The 19299-nt window shown below is 49.1% G+C and carries 14 protein-coding genes and 1 tRNA gene; 2 read left to right on the top strand and 13 right to left on the bottom strand.

Annotated features, from left to right (window positions below):
* The 4 genes from O3S85_RS10170 to O3S85_RS10155 form a co-directional block, all read right to left on the bottom strand.
* A partial coding sequence (locus O3S85_RS10170) for a transposase (RefSeq protein ID WP_269540174.1) occupies window positions 1–194 on the bottom strand: 194 nt, incomplete at its 3' end.
* Window positions 194–679, bottom strand: coding sequence for a paraquat-inducible protein A (locus O3S85_RS10165; RefSeq protein ID WP_269540173.1), 486 nt, complete (start codon window positions 677–679; stop codon window positions 194–196). The genes O3S85_RS10165 and O3S85_RS10170, both read right to left, overlap by 1 nt.
* Window positions 666–1391: a hypothetical protein gene (locus O3S85_RS10160; RefSeq protein ID WP_269540172.1), complete on the bottom strand. Its 726-nt coding sequence runs from the start codon at window positions 1389–1391 to the stop codon at window positions 666–668. The genes O3S85_RS10165 and O3S85_RS10160 overlap by 14 nt, the downstream gene beginning before the upstream one ends.
* Window positions 1391–1972: a hypothetical protein gene (locus O3S85_RS10155; protein WP_269540171.1), complete on the bottom strand. Its 582-nt coding sequence runs from the start codon at window positions 1970–1972 to the stop codon at window positions 1391–1393. The genes O3S85_RS10160 and O3S85_RS10155 overlap by 1 nt, the downstream gene beginning before the upstream one ends.
* A 166-nt stretch (window positions 1973–2138) precedes the next feature.
* Here O3S85_RS10155 and O3S85_RS10150 point away from each other — a divergent pair, with 166 nt between their 5' ends.
* Both O3S85_RS10150 and O3S85_RS10145 read left to right on the top strand, forming a co-directional pair.
* Window positions 2139–2411: a helix-turn-helix domain-containing protein gene (locus O3S85_RS10150; RefSeq protein WP_269540170.1), complete on the top strand. Its 273-nt coding sequence runs from the start codon at window positions 2139–2141 to the stop codon at window positions 2409–2411.
* A 338-nt stretch (window positions 2412–2749) separates the two neighbouring features.
* Window positions 2750–3319 (top strand): N-6 DNA methylase, encoded by a 570-nt coding sequence (locus O3S85_RS10145; protein ID WP_269540169.1) that lies wholly within the window; start codon window positions 2750–2752, stop codon window positions 3317–3319.
* A 151-nt stretch (window positions 3320–3470) separates the two neighbouring features.
* On the opposite strand, the gene O3S85_RS10140 is transcribed toward O3S85_RS10145, so the two are convergent.
* The 9 genes from O3S85_RS10140 to O3S85_RS10100 all read right to left on the bottom strand — a co-directional run bounded on the left by O3S85_RS10140 (window position 3471) and on the right by O3S85_RS10100 (window position 19263).
* On the bottom strand, window positions 3471–4034 hold the full coding sequence (locus O3S85_RS10140) for an RNA 2'-phosphotransferase (protein ID WP_269540168.1): 564 nt from the start codon (window positions 4032–4034) through the stop codon (window positions 3471–3473).
* A 2-nt stretch (window positions 4035–4036) separates the two neighbouring features.
* The gene (locus O3S85_RS10135; RefSeq protein WP_269540167.1) at window positions 4037–4411 is read right to left on the bottom strand and encodes a hypothetical protein; all 375 of its coding nucleotides are present in this window, start codon (window positions 4409–4411) and stop codon (window positions 4037–4039) included.
* Entirely contained in the window at window positions 4408–9120 is a 4713-nt protein-coding gene (locus tag O3S85_RS10130; RefSeq protein ID WP_269540166.1) for an RHS repeat domain-containing protein, read from the bottom strand. The genes O3S85_RS10135 and O3S85_RS10130 overlap by 4 nt, the downstream gene beginning before the upstream one ends.
* Window positions 9121–9312: 192 nt before the next feature.
* Window positions 9313–12858 carry a hypothetical protein gene (locus O3S85_RS10125; protein ID WP_269540165.1) on the bottom strand — a complete coding sequence of 1182 codons (3546 nt, stop codon included), beginning with the start codon at window positions 12856–12858 and terminating at the stop codon, window positions 9313–9315.
* Window positions 12859–12904: 46 nt separating this feature from the next.
* Window positions 12905–13888: a hypothetical protein gene (locus tag O3S85_RS10120; RefSeq protein ID WP_269540164.1), complete on the bottom strand. Its 984-nt coding sequence runs from the start codon at window positions 13886–13888 to the stop codon at window positions 12905–12907.
* A gap of 54 nt (window positions 13889–13942) precedes the next feature.
* Window positions 13943–14701 carry a hypothetical protein gene (locus O3S85_RS10115; protein WP_269540163.1) on the bottom strand — a complete coding sequence of 253 codons (759 nt, stop codon included), beginning with the start codon at window positions 14699–14701 and terminating at the stop codon, window positions 13943–13945.
* Between the two features lie 12 nt (window positions 14702–14713).
* Window positions 14714–17557, bottom strand: coding sequence for a hypothetical protein (locus O3S85_RS10110; RefSeq protein WP_269540162.1), 2844 nt, complete (start codon window positions 17555–17557; stop codon window positions 14714–14716).
* Window positions 17558–18259: 702 nt separating this feature from the next.
* A tRNA-Gly gene (locus O3S85_RS10105) sits at window positions 18260–18334 on the bottom strand.
* A gap of 62 nt (window positions 18335–18396) precedes the next feature.
* A complete protein-coding gene (locus O3S85_RS10100; protein WP_269540161.1) occupies window positions 18397–19263 on the bottom strand; it encodes a transporter substrate-binding domain-containing protein in 867 nt (288 codons plus the stop codon).
* Between the last annotated feature and the right edge of the window lie 36 nt (window positions 19264–19299).

Below are 19299 nucleotides of genomic sequence, written 5' to 3'. Positions count from 1 at the left end.
TTGTAAGTGGTTTCGTAGTTGCCGTAGCGCGCTGGCATGTCCCGCCAAAAGGCGCTGCTGCGCAGCACCCACATCACACCGTTTATGAAGCGATGGTTGTCTTCGGCTGTTCGCCCAGGGTCGCCGGCCTTACCAGGTAGCAGATCCTTGATTAAGTCGTATTGTTCCTTGGTCAGTTCGTATCTCTTGGCCATCAAGACTTTAAGACAAAGAACCGAAAATATGTACAGCCTAAAATGAAGACTGATGAATGTCCGTTGGCCCTAGATCCACCCGGAAACGACTGAAACGAAAGCACTAGCATCCCCATCACAATTACGTCCAACATCGAAAACTTACCAAGCTTATCGGCAAATTTGACAGAAGCGGACATCTTCTCGTGGTTCTCTATCTGATACACTGCCCCATAGAGTACGCACAGCTTCCAGATGGGAAACACTACCGAGAATGCCAACAGTATGAATGCAAGAAATACGTCCCCGCTCCGAAAAAGGTGGACGATTCCAGAGATGATTGATTTCGATTGCGGATCGGCAATGGGCAGGAAGTTTTCCAGCCCCCAGAAACCCGGCTCCATCGTCATACAGGGTAGCACCAGACCTACACCAAGGAAAACGGCACTGAGCAGCAGTAGCAACCTAAGGCGCTGACAGCGCTGATGTTCTTCAATAGCCGCCATGCTTCTGCATTAGTTGAAGCTTGAGGTAATCGACCATCCCATCAGCAGGAATGACGTAGACAACTACTGATTGCACCGCATTACCATTTGTCTGCACTTCTAGCCCTGAGTCTCCACCACCATAGACTGGAGCACTATATTCAGCAGTAAATACATTCTCTCCCTCATGCAGAGCCTCAAATGGCAAACCCCACAAACCAGCCCAAGTGCTGTCTATAAAATCATTGTCTTTCATCCGCAAGCCGACCTCCCCATCTACAGTAGCCTTGAAAAGGCCTGCCTGAATAAACTCTTCAAAGGAAGACTTTCCCTTTCCTCCGGCCAACATTGTTGTCAGCTCATCCATGTAATCTATGCCCACGGGCGTCCAGCGCGCCACTAAAGTATCCGTTCGGACATCACTGCTAAATACCATACTGTTTCCTGAATAAAGCTCATAATACAGGTCAGGACCGGTTCCATTCGAGTCCCATGCCCGATTCGACCAATCAACATCATAAACTGCAATTTCACCAACCCAGATATAATACGTTCGACCCGCCACCAAAGAATTCCCCGTAAATGGTTCCTTATTATCATCCCTGCCACCACCTAGCAACATGGTCCCGAACAAGATGACTCCAACAATGACAGCTGGAAAAAACCAACCACTGGCCAGAAGTTCGGTAACCCGCTCAGAGCCAAAAAACTCTTTAATTTTCTGAAAGTCCATTACTCAGCAACCCCCAGAGATGGCCCGCTCAGCACTGAGCCAGATGAATGCTTCTGAAGGGCTGCCTCCAATTTGTATTTAAATTCCATACAAAGATTAAAATCACATAAATCCTCAGGCTTCCTTCTGGTGAAAAATGCTTTTATACCCCCTCCCGGTGCCATGGCTACGCGATATAACTCTACTTTTCTTCCTTGGATCAAAGCCATTACCCTGTGAGTCCGTCGGTTGTGTAGATCGATAACGCAGAAGTTAATGCCAATAACCGGCAACCATCCAACCCCACCAGACATAAACAAGAGCGGTAAGAAACTGAGCGTATGCATAATCATTGATGGCAAAACCCGCTTCGATCCATCATCCTGAATAGCCTGGACCCCGCTGATATCGGATAAACGATAGCTTTCAGTATCCCCGACCAGATATAAGCCGTCTTTGGATATCTTGAATTTACCCAATTCATTACTCACGGTTTCGGAACGTGAACTGTCGTGTATGCCTTCGCCCATTACTACCTGGAGATGTTTGAAGTTACTGAAATTGCCCAGCGCCTGGGCTGCGCGGTAGGGAACTGCCCGCACCACAGAATTTCTGGGGATCGTAGCCAGTCATCAAGTCGGCAATAGTATGCCCAAAAATCATCAGGGGTATCCTTCGAGATACTAGAGTAGAAATGACGCAAACCATGCATGATACCCTACCTTCGCGGGGTGTTCTGTCAAACCCTATGATCGTATGGTTTAACAGATGGACAATTCTCTCCGTGCCCTCGGCGACAGACTCAGGCAGTTAAGGGCCAGACACGGCCTGACACAGGAAGAATTTGCCCAAATCGCCGGTATCGGCTATAAGTTCTACCAGGATATCGAAGGAGGACGTAAAAAAGAAATCTGGTTGTCGACCGTGGAACGTCTTGCCGCCGCCTATGGGCTACGTGCATGGCAGTTGCTAATGCCGAATATGCCCGAAGGTTCAAAGGTGGCCCGGAAGGTGGCGAGCAGTCGGGTGCATCGAAGGTGACGCCACTCGGTCTCCCGCAAAGCCATAGCTTCTTTAACAGGCGTTACAAGCTGCTGATCAGCGAATCCTCAGTTGCTCTAGAAGCTCGCGACAATGACTCCTAACATATTGCTCAAGATCATCTATTCGTTCACCAGCCTCAAAGCGCGACTGCATACCCTCGAAGACATCTATAAGGAAGCTTGGCAATGGTTAAAAGCCTCTCCTTAGCTAGGCCAAACTACATAGAACTGAAACCTCTCTTCTCCTAGCACTGCTTAAAATAAAATCCCAGAAGTTTATGAACGAGATTATATGCCCACACTGTGGAAAAGCATTCAAAGTAGATGAGGCTGGCTATGCCAACATCCTCAAGCAAGTCCGCGACAAGGAATTTGACGCACAGCTATTACTGCGAGGTGCAGAGCAAATTCACCCGTGACACCGGGGGCGAATTTTACATCCCCCAAGAAATCGGCGAGCTCATGGCCAAGATTACCGTCAACGCCGAAAAGGTCATCGCGGAGGGCAAGCCAGTGACGATCTGCGACCCTGCATCCGGCAGCGGCGGATTGATTTTGTCGGTTGCCGAGGAATTTGCGCGGGCCAAAGCCGTCGATCTCATCCGCGTCACTTGTCAGGACATCAGCAAAGCGGCCTGCGACATGGCCTACATCAATATGACACTCTGGGGTATCCCCGCCCGCATCATCTGGGGCGACACACTGCGCACCACCGTCAACGGCCAATGGGAGAATATTCACTGGCACCGGGTTGGCGAACCCCTCCGCGAACAGCTTCATGCATTAATGGATTTAATGAAAACCGAACCGGCCAAGGTAGCACCTAAGCCGAAGACATCGGCGGGGGAGCGGGATGTCGATTTCCGAACCAATGACGCGGGTCAGCAGGAATGGGTATTTGAGTAAGGTTTTTACTTTGGATTTATGTCGAGCGAAGCTTACCCCATCCATTGCGATAGCTGCTGATCTCTACCCCAAGCGGTTGGCAGGCCACATCGGAACTAAGGAGCAGTCAAGGAACTGGATCAATCGTTGCAAGGATTTTCCTGAATCCACGTTATCGCATCTGGCTTTTCTCAAGATCGTAAATTAGAAAGGTAGGGGGAACATCATCAGCAAGCCACACTTTTTCGTTTCCGAGGTAAAATCGGATGCCTTGATCATGGGCTTTGCATGCTTCAACCGTAAGAATCACAGGGTTCCTAGATTTACGCCGCCCAACTTCAATAGCGGTCTCAACATCTGATGAAAGATGAACATATTGCCTACCCATAGGTTTTAGCCCTTCACTCATGATTGGCGTGATAATCTCAGGATTAGTCCCATGGTAAAGAAGTGAGGGTGGTTCTAAGACCTCTTTCTTCAGCAGCCCCGAAATCGAATGTCCATAGAATGCCCGGATTCGTCCATTAACAATCTCATGTCGTTGCTTTTGAGACTTTTCGATCATTTCAGTCAAGTCACTTCGATTGAGAGATTTCCAATCATCGCGATGGCGTCGTAGAGCAGCAATTAAGTCATCTACCGGCACCCAGCCCTCGGGATCGAGTTCAAATTCATAGAGCCAAGGTTCATGCCGTAACGCATGGGAAACCGTCTTGCTGATTTCACTCAAGTTCATTGTCAATTATCTGAGCACTCTTCAAAATCCTCTGCGATCAGCTCAAAGCAACCGACATTGCTAAGATAAATCACAATATGCCTTCTTACGAACGGCCATAACGTGGGCTCTTTCAAATTTTTCAGCCAATCCGAACCAACAACTTCTACAATGCAATCATAAGCATCTGAAGGGAAATCCTTGGTATGAGCTTCGTTCGTAAAACGGTAAGCTACCACTCGCGTAAACCGAATAAGATTTTCGCGAGAGCCTTCTTCATCCGAGTAGCTATATTTCAATATAGCATCCACACCAGTAGTGCAAAATGAACCATGATCACATCCATGACCCGGCGTGTGTAACTGCTTAAGCTGTCTAAATGCTATAGTGGGCTTCATTGTGTCTCAGCTTCTCTTGTCCCTGTCTGTCTTACCGTTTCTGTCCCAGTCTCATCCAACTTGTTTCTTTCTAGCTGCGCTTCAACTCTTTTCATCGTAGCAGCATCGTCTGTCTTATCAACCGCGTTCCACTTGTTCCTCGGAACTCCTGCTTGCTCTAATGCTTGAGAGGTTCTGGTGTTCACAAGAAGCTGAGTATCACCCTTCATAACATACTCAACCGGAATATCGCTTGGATTTACTGCACCAGATTTTATTGCTGCCGCCAAGTCATCTACGGTTTCAATCTTGGTCCCAGCTAATTTTGAATAGATGGCTTGGCCTTCATCAGAAAACTTTGAACCAAAAGTTTTCTGAGCGAAACGGGCAGAATCGTCTATCAGACCCATACCATTTCGAAGTTTATTAAGCTTGTTGAGTTTACTCGCTTGATTCGCCAATGGCAACCCTGGAGCCAAAATCTCACCAGCTAGTTCATACCCCGGGTCGACCTCAATATTTAGTATATCATTAGTCTGGTCTACCCGATTAACTAGAGCATCGCGACCTTCCCCCATTCCTTTATCGAACGCATCAGCATTATTGCTGAAATTTCCAAAAAATCCAATTAACTGACCCGGCCCGGAAATCTCATAAAGGAAATGAGAACCATTAATCGTCCCCTTGGAAGTTCCAGACAAAACTGAGCCAGCTGCATTTCCCGGGGTGACACCTGGTTGTTGAGTAGCCAAATTCGCATGGTGCTCAGGTGCTATTCCAAGCATCATCTGTAAACCCTTCGGATCAAAGTAGGTCCAAGGATTCTGCACGACGTAGGTGTATAAGTTGGGGCCGTCGACGAAGCCGAGGGGGTCGCGGGTGAGGAAGACGCCCGTTTCGAGGTCTCGGTAGCGGAAGCCTTCGTTGAGGAGGCCGGAGGGGTCTTCGTCCTTGGTATTACCCTGCTGGCGGTCTGGGTTGGTTCCCCATTCCTCGGAGGAAGGCGTGTCGCCATGGCGACTGAAGGCCTCGTAGGCCGCCTGATAGATCAGGGCGTCGGCGTCATCCGTCTTGGCGACCACGTCGCCGCGCGTGTTGTAGTGGTTGAAGGTGGCGTCGTCCACTTGGGTGTCCGCATCCCGATCCCTTAGGGTGTAAAGAATGCCGCCCACGCCGCCACCATAGTCCGACCCGCGCACGTAGTTGACGACTAACTCATCATCCGCAGGGCTAAAGCCGGCACCGGCCGCTTCATTCCATTCCTGAACGCTGGTTCCGCCGCTAAAGACCAAATAGGTTATGTCGCCACCCGCGGCTGATTCGTTGCGCCCTACGCGCCGGGTGCGGTAGTCATAGGCATAATCGTAGGTTTTTTGCTGACCATCATCTTCCACCCGTATCAGGCGATTTTCCTCGTCGTAATCATAGTAAACGACATCCTGACCTTCGGTTCGGCTGTAGCGATTGCCTTTGTCATCGTATACAAAACTCACTGTGCGCGAGCTAACGCTATCAGTGAAGCTGTCAATCTGGTTCAGCTCATTATTGAAGGCGTAGGTTTCGTTGACGGTGGTGACGCTGTCCACCGTGACCACTTTGGACGTGCGGTTGTTGGCGTTGTCATAGCTGTAGACCGTCAATACGTCCTCATTGCCCTCGATCAGCTCATCCGTTAAGCGGTTGGCATCGTCGTAGGAATTGGTAATCGTGCGGTCAGAGAGGTTGCCTTGGGGATAGGTTTCCTCGATGCGCGCTAGATTGCCGAACAGATCGTAGTGATTCTGGTAGAAATATAGCTGCTGTCCGTCGTAGCCCGGGCCCGAAATGGTCTTGGTCCGCCCCAGCGCGTCGTAGGTCTTGCGAATCTTGTGGCCGTTGGCCTGCTGTTTGACGACGATGTTGCCCGCGGCGTCATACTGGTAGCCGGACTCGCGCCCATCCTCGGTCATCGTCATGGTGCGGTTGAGCGTGTCGTAGGTGGAGGCAATCTCGAAGAGGACCCCACCCTGGCCATCGCCGAACTTCGCCAATAACCGATTCCCCGCGAGGTCGTAGTGATACTCGTGGGTAACGCCGTTGGAGGTCTCCGTATCGATGCGGTTGAGGGCGTCGTAGGTGTAAGCGACATCGGCCATCGTGCCTGCCTCATCGACGGTGAGAATATTGCCGAAACTGTCGTAGCCGTAATCGCGGTCGATGGTGCTGTCGGCGCCGTAATCCACGGTGTCCAAGCGGTGCTGGTGATCGTAGTGGTATTCCGTATGTTCTCCTGCGCTGGAAGGGGTGACGCCCATATAGCGATCGGTCTGATTGATCGCATTGAACGCGTAGCGAGTGCCGTTGACATACGTGCCGCCTGAGACGCCGTAGCGAATCATCGTATTGCGGTTCAGGCCATCGTACTCAAACTCAGTGCGCTGCTGTTCGCCATCAATGACGGCTGTGCGATTGCCGACCTCATCGTATTCGTTTGCGACGAGAATGCCTCCCGCATCGGTGGTAGTTTCGAGTCTTCCGAGAGCGTCGTAGGTGTTGGTGGCATCGGGATTGGAGCGGCCAGCAGTGAAGACAGGCGTTTCGCTGGTAGGGTCGTTTACACTGCCGGTTTCAATCGTGAGGATGTTACCCGCGTTGTCGTAGCTAGTTTTAACTGCTGGATAGACCGTAGTGTCATTGGCGAGGATGACCTGTGGGCTACAGGCCAACGTCGGGCGATTGGCGTTGTCATACTTCGTATATGAAGTGTAGCCGCGCGTGTTGGTCATTGCGACCACATTGCCCACACCATCGTAAAAAGTATCCGTTTGAGGGCGGATCCACTGATGCGTCTCGGCGTCGAAAACTCCGGGCGCCAGCGTAACGACTGGGCGATTGCGACTGTCGTAGTAAGTATCCCAAGTGTAACCACGCGGATTGATCAACTGGATCGCATTACTGTTGGCGTCGTAGACAGTCTGGGTCTGCGGGCGCTGGTAGGTTTGAGATAAGGCATCGTAAACCGTCGGCTGTAGAACCAAGACCGGACGACCGGCGGCGTCATACTCGGTGTTCGTGACGCGGTCGCTGTCGGAACCCAAGGTGGCCTCCTGAGTGGCCTGATAGGCCAAGCCAGTGCTGGTGTATAAAGTGCTGACGGTGGCTGCATCAGGCGTCCCATAGGCAACGGTGGTCGATATTGGGCGGTTTAGTGCGTCGTATTCGGTCTTGGTGACCGAAAGCAATGGATCGGTTACCGTGAGGACATTGCCCACCAAGTCGTAGGTATTTGTCGTGACTGCATAGGCCGATTCGTCGTCCATCGCGTATTGCACACTGCTTTCAACCATACGGTAAAGTTCGTCATATTCGGCGGTGGTCACGTAGCCGCGTGGATCGATGATCGTAGTGGGCTTAAACCCGCTGCTGTCGAAGGCGCTGGAGCCAGGATTTTTAGTGGGTTCGTATTGAAACTCAGTCACGTAGTCCCCGGCAGCTTCGGTGGGATAATAGGGAGAGGCAACGCTACCCGTTGCGTCCTTTTTGGGTGCGATGGTCTTCGTTAGGCGCTGGAGGGCATCGTATTCGTTGGTGGTCCCGATGCCGCGTGGATCGATCGTCGTAATCAGCGAGTTGACGTTGTTGTATTCAAACTGGGATACGATGTCGTCGCTGCCATTGAGATAACGGGTCGTCTTGATCCTGCGATTGAGTGAATCATATTCGTGCTCCGATTGATTGCTGTTTTCGTCAGTCAACAGGACCAAGTTACCGCGTGGATCATAGTCGCGGTCCGTGTAGCTTCCGTCCGGATGGTAAACTTTGTCCAAGCGGTTGCGCGCATCGTAAGTGAAGATCGTCGTAAAGCTTCGCGCATCCTTGACCGAAGTGCGATTACCGTTGGCGTCGTAGGTGTAGGCGGTGATAAGGTCTATTCCGATGTCAATCATGCCATTTCCATTCATGTCAATGGCTTCACGTTTGAGACGGCCCGCGTTGGCTGCGTCCTCTGCTGCTGTGTAAGGCTCATAAAGGGTCACCAAGGATGTCATTTCGCCAACTGTCCAAGTTGGGTCAGTGACGGCGATTGTCGGACCAGCAGAAGCATTACTGCGTACCGTTTTCTTCGTCATAAATGCTGGGAACTCACTTGAGCCGTATTCAAACTGTGTATGCTGGATCAAGTTGCCACCCTCTTCATCGTAGATCAATTCGCTGGTGCGAAGGCTAAGATTACTTGCGGTGACCAAACCTACTTCGTCTATCAGATTGAGCGTATAGCGTTCTTCAGTAGAAGACACGTCTTGCCTGACACTGTCCATGATGCGGACGCCGGTTTCGGTATTGTAATCGTATGTGAATTCCTTGACTACAGTCTCATTCGTGGGAGTCTTTAAGGTGCGGGTTTCAGAATTTGGTTCAGGAAATTTCGCAGCATACCGTCCTTCGGTGATTGGTAATGAGTCTGTGTGGGTATAGGTGGTAACGTTACCACTTATATCAGTGGCCTCTATGAGGGCCATACCGGCATTAGGATCAAATTTGAAAGTTTCTTTCAAATCTTCAGGATCGTCAAAGAGTTCGTTGCCGCCGTCAGTCATGTCGTAAGCAATGGCCATTTCCTTATAATAGATCAGCAAGGGACTGCTGAAATCTTCATCATCTGTTCCATAGCTGTTCGCCAAATCCTGAATTTCTGACACCTCGATATCCGTCCAAGTATACTGAGTTTGGTTGCCAAGGGTATCGGTCACGACGACCTCTCGATTGACATCGACGCTTGGCGCTAAAAAGCCTGCCTCAGACGAATAGCCTAGACGGACATTTGAGCTATCGTTGAAATATGTGTGCGGCGCTGCCCCACCCACTGCAGGCAGATCAATTTGGCTGATCTGATACGGTCGGCCAGTTTGAGGGTAGTAGCCGATATCAGTTCGGTAGTTTTCCTACGTGCCCTGATCGTCATAGTGGAAAGTGTAGGTGCTATCATTGGCATCTGTTATGGTAGATAGATACAAGTGCAGGTTGTAGTAGCCGGGGTCGTCAAATGCGTAGCTCGGGTTTGCTACTGCTAGCTGTTCATGCTTCTGATAGACGCCGTCTTTTTCAATCTGTATGGGAGAATATGTGTAGGTCGTGGTTGTATTGTCGGCGTGCGTTACTACGTTGAGCACGTCATAGTTGCCGTTATATACCGGGGTGGTGGTTGCGGCAAAGTAAGGGACTACATAGCCTATATTAGTGTTATAGGCGTAATTGATCACATTGTTGCGCGGATCGACTACTTTATTAATTCGCAGACCGTTGTAACCAATAAGTATGCGCATGGCTTCGTCGTCTGCATCACTGTTTGCATTGCTATCGTAGGCGATGATTCTCGGGTTTAGCTCGGTGGTGTTTGAGTATTCATAAACCAGGGTATTTCCATAGCGATCAACGACTTTAGTTGCACGTGCGAAATAGTGCTTAATTTTTGTTTTACTGCCATTGATTCGATCAGCGTCGATATTTGTCCACGTAGCGTCGGTTACCACTTCGTAGGTAACGACTGTTCCAAATCGTTTACGCAATTCAAACTCTAGGTTGCCATCCACATTCAACCCGGTTTTGACCAATGAATTTAAATATGCTGCTTGTTCATGGCGTCCGTTGGGCATGGGGATTAAGCCAGTAATACTTGAAGGTGTTGGATCGAAGTCATTAGGAATAGGGGGATATTTTATCGCATACTGGCCTGGCTCACCATTTTCGTCATAGACGGTGGCCGTATCAGGTTCGGTCGGGAAAGATGAACTCCCGCTGATATTAGTCAGCGTGAAATGAATGTGTGGATTGATGTTGGTTGACCAACCTAGGCCAAAGGGCAAATCAGGGCGCTCATGTGGACGCAGGCCTCCTTTTAAACTCCAAATAGCTGGGCTATTGTTACGGCGGACTGAAAGCGCTAGGTCACTATTAGGGACTGGCACATAAACATCCGTTACGCTGTGTCGAAGGCCGAGAGACATGGCATCGACATAGGTTTCTTCCGGCTCCTCGTCGGTTTCCGCTTCAGACTGTGGCTTTTCGTCAGGCAAAGGGCGCCCATTTAACGCAATCTTACGATACCTAGGGCCAGCAGATTCGTCTACTGGCAGTGAGTAGGATGGAGGTGACCCTGGCCCATTCGGCATCACCTTGATTCTGGCTGCTTCTAGATCATAGACGTTTGTGTTGCCTTCATGCTGGACTCCAAAGACCCGAGGAGTGATGCTTACAATAAATGGCCCCAGATCGCCTATCGTATTATTATATTCAAACTTCAGGCCGAAATAATAGCGCTTAGGATTTCCATCTTCATCGACTCCAAAAGCTGTGGCAATGCTTGCCTCGGTATCGACCACCTTATCAACTAATGATGGATCGAATGCATCAGATTCATCAGCTACACCATTTTCATAATACTGCAATTTCACGGTTACACCCATCTCAGTTAGGCTTAAAGCGCTTGATCCTGAATCGATTTCAGCTGATATCATCCATTGTGATGTTGAATACTCCTCAAAATTCTCAATTGTATTTTCACTACCTAACAGGTGCATCACCCAGTTGGAGCTCCAGCCGCTGCCGCCGATAAGGTCTGGATACGTTAAACTATCGATATACTCGATAGATTTTGATTCTTCAGGGAAGCCTGCAGGCATCTCAAAGCTTAGCGATGCAGTCTCACCTAATGACATCTGGCTTATCGGCTCGCCTTCATTATCTTTGCCAGCCAAATATCCTTCTGCCAAGTAACCATATATCCAAGCGCCCGGGTACATCGAATAACCATACTGATATATATGGCCATAATACTCTTCGACAAAGTCACTGTCCGCCATATCGTCCTCGAAATCATTAGGATCTCCATCATCGGTCATTTCTTCGTAGGTTGGAAATCTTAGTTTGGGACTCCAAGAAATGCCTTCATTGCAATATGCTTCATTGAACTGTAGGGTGTGACTTGGAGTTAAAGATGAAGTTTCATTGTCGATTGATTGTATTTGCTCGACTGTATACTTTATCTCCTGAACATCATCTACTCCATAAATCGATTGCAAATAGAAGTCTAGAGCACTAGTAGCTCGTTCCACATAGTGTATTGGGATGGTTGGTCTAATCTGCTTAAATACAGTCAGGAATTCAATGTTTACTTCTTCTAACCGTTCTTCATGGCGAAAATTTCCATCTGGCATATTATAGACTAGTCCCCACAACATATAACGATAAAGGCATGAATCACGACGGTATTCGACTCTCGAAGTTCCATTTGAGAGCTGTGTTGGCCAAGTGTAAATTTCCGTGCTATCTATATCCTCAAACTCTGTCAGTGTATAATCTTCAAATACAACGTCGCAGTCTTCTCCAAACGCTCGCTCATAGGTCAAGTAGCCTAATTTATTAGCCAAGGCCTCTACATAAGACATGAAAGGCAGCACAACCGCTGAAGGCTCCTCATCTCCTTCTACCAAAAATGCTGGATCAATCAAATAGCTACTGCTCATTCCCACAACAGTGGGGTCACTTCCTCCAGCAATAGCTCCTTGAAAAGTGACCACTAAGGCAGTTGGCCTATATCCAGCGGACACTATCAGAATTCGAACAATCGCTCCATCGCTTGGTGTGACAGTGAAACTAGACAATCCATTAGCGTCCGTTGTAGTTGTGGTGCCAGACAGTGTGGCATTTCCACTGAGCAAGCTTATATTTAGTTCCGCTGCTTCGACTGGAGCTTCATCTTGATCAATGAGCACTAAAGTTATCGTTTCTGCTTGTCCTACTATCGGCTCCTCTCCTCCTGAAAGGTGCGTTATTGAGTAGTAATTCAATGGCACCAGATTCTCCCACCAATCCGGTATTCCGTCTCCATCTGCATCACTTGAGTTCACCCAGCTCGCTTCATCCAACTGAAAGCTAAACAAATGCTTGAGTTGGCCCAATTGCATGGGTGAAAAGTGAGCATCGTCTTGGCCGTCGCTCGTCCAGGGATAGGGATATTCCGAACTCTCCAAGGTAAAGGTGACACCATCGGGACGCAGCGGCATGATGCCCAGATCCGCAAATCGATCATAAAATGGTTGGGCCAACGCTTTAGCTTGTCCTTGTAGAATGATAGACTGATTGCCCTCGTTACCAAAGCTACTCGCAACAGTGAGCGCAGCGTATAATTCACTGAGTGATTGATAGCCTGGTTCTGACTCGTTCTCACCCTGATAGCCCAGCGCACTACCCGGAGCCAATGCCTCCATTTGCTCAATAGCACGAATGGCCATCCACTTTGCCTGTCCATTGAGGGCTACGCTTTGATTTTCCTCGACACTGGCTGCTGGTGTCGAGGCTACTACTTCACCCAAGTCTGCTGGCTCATACCACCAGTCCGGCCCGAGCATTTGACCGTGGATATGACTACCGAAGCCCCCAATCAAAGCAATTGCACTAGAAATAATCGTAGAAGAAAGGCGTCTCTTCATAATGAAACAGTAAAATATTCAGCCAAACAGCGGGCAAAAATGATGACTAATTAGCGAAAGCACCCATAGAAATATCTCCCTGGGGTTGTGCAAGTACTACACGCCCTTGGAACTGCGCATGCCCTTCGACAACAAGCGCGCCTCCAGCCGAAGTCTGATCTCCATCCAAAACAAGATCCGTATCCTGCGGAACAGTCAAAGGAGACTCTGAATCCCAAAATTTATTATTTAATGTCGTTAGACCATTCTTGAGAACAGTAATAGCATTACCACGATCCGCTTCGCTTGTGCCATAACCTATTTCTAGTAGAGAATCCAAGTCATACCAGACGCTCGAGCTATCGCTCTCAGTTTCAATGCCAGAATTATAACCACCAAACACAGTACTGCCTTTCGAATTGGCATGTGTCATTAATCCCCAAACCACAGAAGCATTTCCGTATGCAAGTGTATATTCTCCAAATGCCGTGGAATTATCAGCGAACGCGAATGTGCCATCTCCCCAAACGGTTGAATATCGCCCCATTGCAGTAGTAGCTGACCCCCACGCGGTAGAATAATCACCGACTGGATCAGCATAATCACCCCATCCAGCAGAATAATTTCCATAAACTTGCGCTTTCCCTGCTCCGAATGAATAACTACCATAAACTTCTGCGATACCGAATGCAACTGATGCTACATTACCGTAAGAAACATCCGAACTCGGAACACTATACATGGCCCTTAAATTGCCGCTCTCCGACTCCCAAGCGAAGAACGTTCCTCCATTAGCAATTTTTAATGTTTCGTCATACTCCACATCTTCACCCGCCCAGACTGATCCATTTTCCTCAACCTTAAATGTTGCCCCCGAGCTAGAAGGATTCACGGTCAGCTCGTTATCGACGGAGAGGTTTCCATCTGCGTTACCTGTAGCCTTCACCTCCAAATCACCTTCAATCACGATTGTATCAGCGCTAAGCGGAAGGAGCCCAAATGCGACAACAGCAGTAAGGATCAGGCGGGTATTGATGCTAGTTTTTTTCATAAAAACATTCTGTATGGATTAATTAAAAATGGCTTATTCTCTTGCTGACAGAGCTCAATTATTTCTCGCCTTTCCGTCGCCCGAAGAATATTGATCCGTGCGCTGAATACCCACTTGGGCTCGATAACGTCCGATCTCCTGACGGCGTTCAGTAGGAGTTGCATTCACAAGTGACGCCTCAAGTCGATGAATGGCCGCTAGCCGCTCTTCCAGGGCTTGAGCAGGTCCACTTTGTTCCGACGTCTCGGCAGTTGAAGTTGGCAATACTCGCGAAGCCGCTTGACTCCGCTGATTGTCATGACGGGACAATCTTAGCGCTTCCAGCCTTGTTAATCTCTCTACCTGTTTCTCGCGGAAAGAATCTATTGCCGCACGACGATCAACAGCGCAGTTGCCACTTAAGTCGGACATAAGTTCAATACGCTCATTTCGCATTTCGAGGTTTAACTTCACTTCTTCTATTTGATTAGCGGGCAACCCTTTCAGTTCTTCTTCTACTGGCGACAATTCGACGTCGAATGCGGGCTGATGAACACCTATAACCATCCTCTCCTTACGCTCTTGCTCAGCCAAGTCACGATGCTGCTCACGCCACTGCTCAATCAAAACTCTTTTCTCTTTTTCACTACTAACATCCTGAAGCCGCTTAAGTAATACGAGCCGGGATTCCCGCAACTCATCATGCAATGCTACTGATTCATCTTTCCTCAAAACTGAGTGTGCCTCATTCACTTGAAGCTGAGAAGTTTCAGGTTCACCCATAAGCGGTAAAACTATGAACAAAGAAAGTATAGTTGCAGATAAATATTTCATTTTCTTGTTAGCCTAGCGGATTACGACAGTCCCCACCGGTCGAAGAACCATGTCCTTACCAGACAGAGATAATATTGATTCTTCGTAGTCATTGCGGGTTTCATAAATCACCAAAGAGTCACCTGTAGATGCTGATTCCACGGCCTTGCCCAAGCTCCGATAAGGCCCATCGCCAGCCGAAGGCAACCCGCGCGTTGCAGAGAGACCATTACAGGCTGTGTCACTTCCAATCATATTATTGATGTAAAACACGCCCGTTGCTCCAGCAACATAATCAGCAACCAACGGATCGTTACCACTGACATGCTCTTGGGCGTCATTAAGGCCATCACCATCAAAGTCTGATGCTATTCCTATGTCGCCGAGCCCAACGAAACTGTCGGCATCATTATGATGAATGATACGCCACTCCCACCAATCTGGAATGCTATCGCCATCAAAGTCAGTAATCTCTTCAAAAATCAGATCGTCCACATGCAAAACCTCAGAAGACGATTGGCCATAGTTAGCTAAAATCATGACTTTCACGTATTCCGCGCCTTGCCGGAACTCCGTATAGGGGTGCGTGCCCCAGCTCATACCAGTAATGCTTTCGGCTTTATGTTCAGTCCAGATATTAGGTGTAAGAGTATTCGAAGCCGCAGCGTAGCTATAGCCTGAACCCGAAAACTGATTCATAACCGTAACCGTCTGCGAAGCGGATAAGGCATTCAATACAGCATTCGGTGGCGTAACCCCTGAAGCGTAGGTCAGCACATCGTTGGTAACATTATCAAAAGTTTCGCCATTGCTAACACCTTTCTGAACGATATCCGGCAGCTTTGACGTATCACCACCAATGTAATATGCTAACCAGCGATTATGACCACCCGTAGTATTCCATCCAGTTGGAGCTATGTCTAAATCCAATGTGCCCGTATTCGAATCATAGCTTTCGATATTCGCAGCATCACCAGTTCGATTCACATACTCCGGAGCGATCCTCACATATGCGCCCTGCTCATTCTTATAATAGCATGCATAACCATAAAAAATCTTTGAGTCTTGAGCACCAACAGATCGGAAGAGACCGGATAACCGGTACTCTTTGCTCGGATCAATGGGGATGTAATCACTGGACAACAACGTCATTTGCCCTGAACGCAGATAAACATTGTTCCCCTCCTCGACAGTCGGCATTTCATCATTGAGCAAATCATCACTCGGATCGGCATCTTCCGCATCATACACAAACCGAAGTGGCGTCACCTGCATAGTGTATGTTTGCTGCACTTGGCTCGCATCTCCGTATGGTGCAGTAGCAGTAATACTGAAATTACCCAGTGAATTTGGTGCCTTTGCATAAACGGCAGATTCCCCATCATCGTTCGTGATCAGCTCCATCAATGCAACGGGAGAGGCGTCAAATTTCTCATACCCTAAGAGATTTAGACCACCGCCAAATGCCCAGTCGATTGGAGCATTCTCCAAGTCCTGAGCCATGCCATCTTGCACATTTACGATCAATGGCTCCTCAAGCCAGATTCCAGGGTAGGCTACCTGCTGGTTTCCTGATAGTTTCGTTAAAGTAGGAGCAGAGTCATTATAATAGTCATCCGGCGACGTATTACCCATGTATTCTTCAAGGTTTGAGAGCGTATCTAGGTCCGCATCACCATCTCGGTCATTCAAACTAGTGCTCAGCCCTGCAAACAGAACCTCCCAAGCATCATCCATCCCGTCATTATCATTGTCGGTGAATATCGGGCTAATCGCTTTAAGCTGCACATCATCCAGATAAACAGCGCCTACTTGATCCCCCAGTAAGCTAATCTGGGTGGGCTCACTATGGCTACCGGAAAGCATTATATCTGCAGCCACTGGCACAGCTTCGCCATTGACGTATAAATCCCATATACCACTGGAAAAGTCCTGACGCATAGTTACCCGCATCCAACTATCAGAGGCATTACTGGTGGTTGCGAAATAAGTCGGTAATGCTACCCGGTTTGAGCCACCATCATTCACAATGACCATCCCATGTTCATTAGCGGGCATACCACCCTCGTGTAGCTTAACATTGCGAAATGTCGCGTCAGCCAAACCATTGGCATCATCGTCCGCCAACAAAGCCAGATAACTCTTCTCACCTGTATAATACTGACCAATAGGAATTGTGAAGGACTGAAAGTCAGAGTCACTATAAGGGTAATCGCTAATATAAGGTCCACTTTGACTACCAGCCAATTTGAACAACGTCGCATCAGTGTAAGCCAAATTATCATCCATGGCAATCATGATGAGCTCACCTGCATTCTCGACTTTTAGCTCAAACGAAAGAACAGTGCTGGGAGTAATCGTATAGGCGTGAGGCATTGCCTTCCAAGAGTTTCCCTGAAGCTGAATCGTTGAACCTCCACCACTAATGGTTGCTAAAGTCGGATGCCCAAACTGACCATCTTGCACAGAAGAGTATGACAGCAGATCGCCGGACCTAAACTCGATCTGCGCGGCCCGAAACTCGATTTGACTACCATCTGCAGTGATCGAATATAATTCAGCGCCTTCCACATGCGCCATGGGCAATATCCAAAAATCCCACCAGGCCACGGTACCGCTTCCCCACTCAGACCCTTGCACGACTCGAGCAACCTCACTAAGAGGATTCGAAGCACCAACCGCAACAGACTGGCTGCCACTGTAGAACTCAGTTCCTGAAATCACTGCACTGCCTTCAACCAGTGACCATTCGGATTGATTTCCAATGCTGGATGCTAGCGTCAGAGAATCAAAATTCTCCAGCGCTGTTTGCCCAGAGACTTGCACCACAAATAATGCGGGTGTAAAGAGGGTAAGCCAACGGTTTTGTTGTGTCATAATCGGGGCTAGAGCAACAGCTTAACGTTTTAAATACAAAATAGCCCACTAAATGCAGCACTATTATCAGGGAGTAATTGTGAATATGGCTATCACCTATTTTCCATGTCTAGCAATCTTTACATGAAAAGACGACCTAATAGAACCTAAGCTAATACAACAACCCACAAAATTAGAAAAACCAATCCATCAATCAGAATCTATCACCGCGAATAATATTTGCTGAACATCCTGAAATCATTTTGTGCATAAATGGGTAGTAAAATTCTTCTTACGCGAATACAAGCCACTCGACCAGACAAGAGCCCACTTCTGAACAAACTCTTCACACATCTTACCCCTGCCCCACAGACACCCATAGACGACACTCTCCGCTCAGACCAGCCTCATAGCCCGGAAACCGACCAAGTATAGCCTGCTCAGGCAAATAAACCCAGCCACCCCTTAAACACCTCCAGATAGGCATTCTACACGCTCCAGGCTTTGTCGACGCGATCGATGCCAACACCAATACAAACGCTTAAGACGGAGAGCATCGTTAATCGAATTGACCGCCCCCATCAAAATCCACTGCATCCAGTCAGCTTCAAAGCGTATCAGCCAGACATTCTAGCAATGGACAAGGGACTCGCCATCAAACTTCCTCTTGGCGACCTTTCCACGGAACTTGATGCGCCGGTCTCCACAATGAACAATTACACATGGTGCGGGCGGAGGGAATCGAACCCTCATCTCAAGCTTGGGAAGCTCACATACTAGCCGTTGTACTACGCCCGCCTCGCACTCTGTAATCCAAAGTAAGTAACATGGCGCATTGGGGTGCGCCTGTAAAGATTTTCCTAGCGCTCCATGTGCTTCAAATTTTGGTCCGCTGGTTCGGGTGCCGGCTTCGGTTGTGGCGAGGCCTGGCGATTCTGCTTGGTGGCAAAGGGCATCCACCGCTCGATCATGGGGTCCAGCTCGCCATTGCCCTGCAACTTCACGAGAAACGAATCCGCCGCGTTGCGCAGGTCCGGGTTGGCCTTGCTGATCCCCCAGCCGATCATCTCGTTGGTGAGCACTGCCGAGACCGGACTCAGGCCAGAAGTTTCATCAATCGCGGCGAGCCACCAGATCGTCGGCGCATCGGCAATGACCATATCGATCTCGCCATTGGCCAGCCCATCGGCGGCGTCCTGGATATCTTTATACGGAACCCGCTCGGCATACACGAAAGACTCGCGCACCAGAAAATCTCCCGTAGTGCCACCCTCCACGCCAATGCGCGCCTGCGTATTTTTTAGCGCCATCGTTGTTTGGTAGCGGGAAAGATCACTCGCGCGGACCATCGGCATCTGCCCGGTCACGAGATAGGGCGTGGCAAAGTTAATGCGCACAGAGCGAATCTCCGTTGCCGACATGCCCGACATGATGATATCGATCTTGCCCGCCACGAGCGCCGGAATCAGCTCGTCCCATTCCATCACCACAAAATTCAGCGGCACACCGAGGTCGACCGCGAACGCGCGCGCGAGGTCGGCCTCCAGCCCCACGATTCGCTCCTCATGCACAAAGATAAGGGGCGGCTGCTCTGGGTTGATACCAACGCGCAACTCTCCGGTCGGCAGAAATTTCGGCGCAGGCCGGTCAGGTGCCAGTTGCCCAAATAGCGGCGAACAGCAGAAGAAAACGGCGACAAAAACAAGGCTGAGATAGCGGCGAACCATGCACGCCATTTTCGCGACACAGCCCCGAACGGCAAG

The sequence above is a fragment of the Cerasicoccus sp. TK19100 genome (genome assembly GCF_027257155.1).
GTDB classification, from domain to species: domain Bacteria; phylum Verrucomicrobiota; class Verrucomicrobiia; order Opitutales; family Cerasicoccaceae; genus Cerasicoccus; species Cerasicoccus fimbriatus.
The sequence above is the reverse complement of the archived record's forward strand: the minus strand, read 5'-3'. Positions and strand labels throughout refer to the sequence as shown.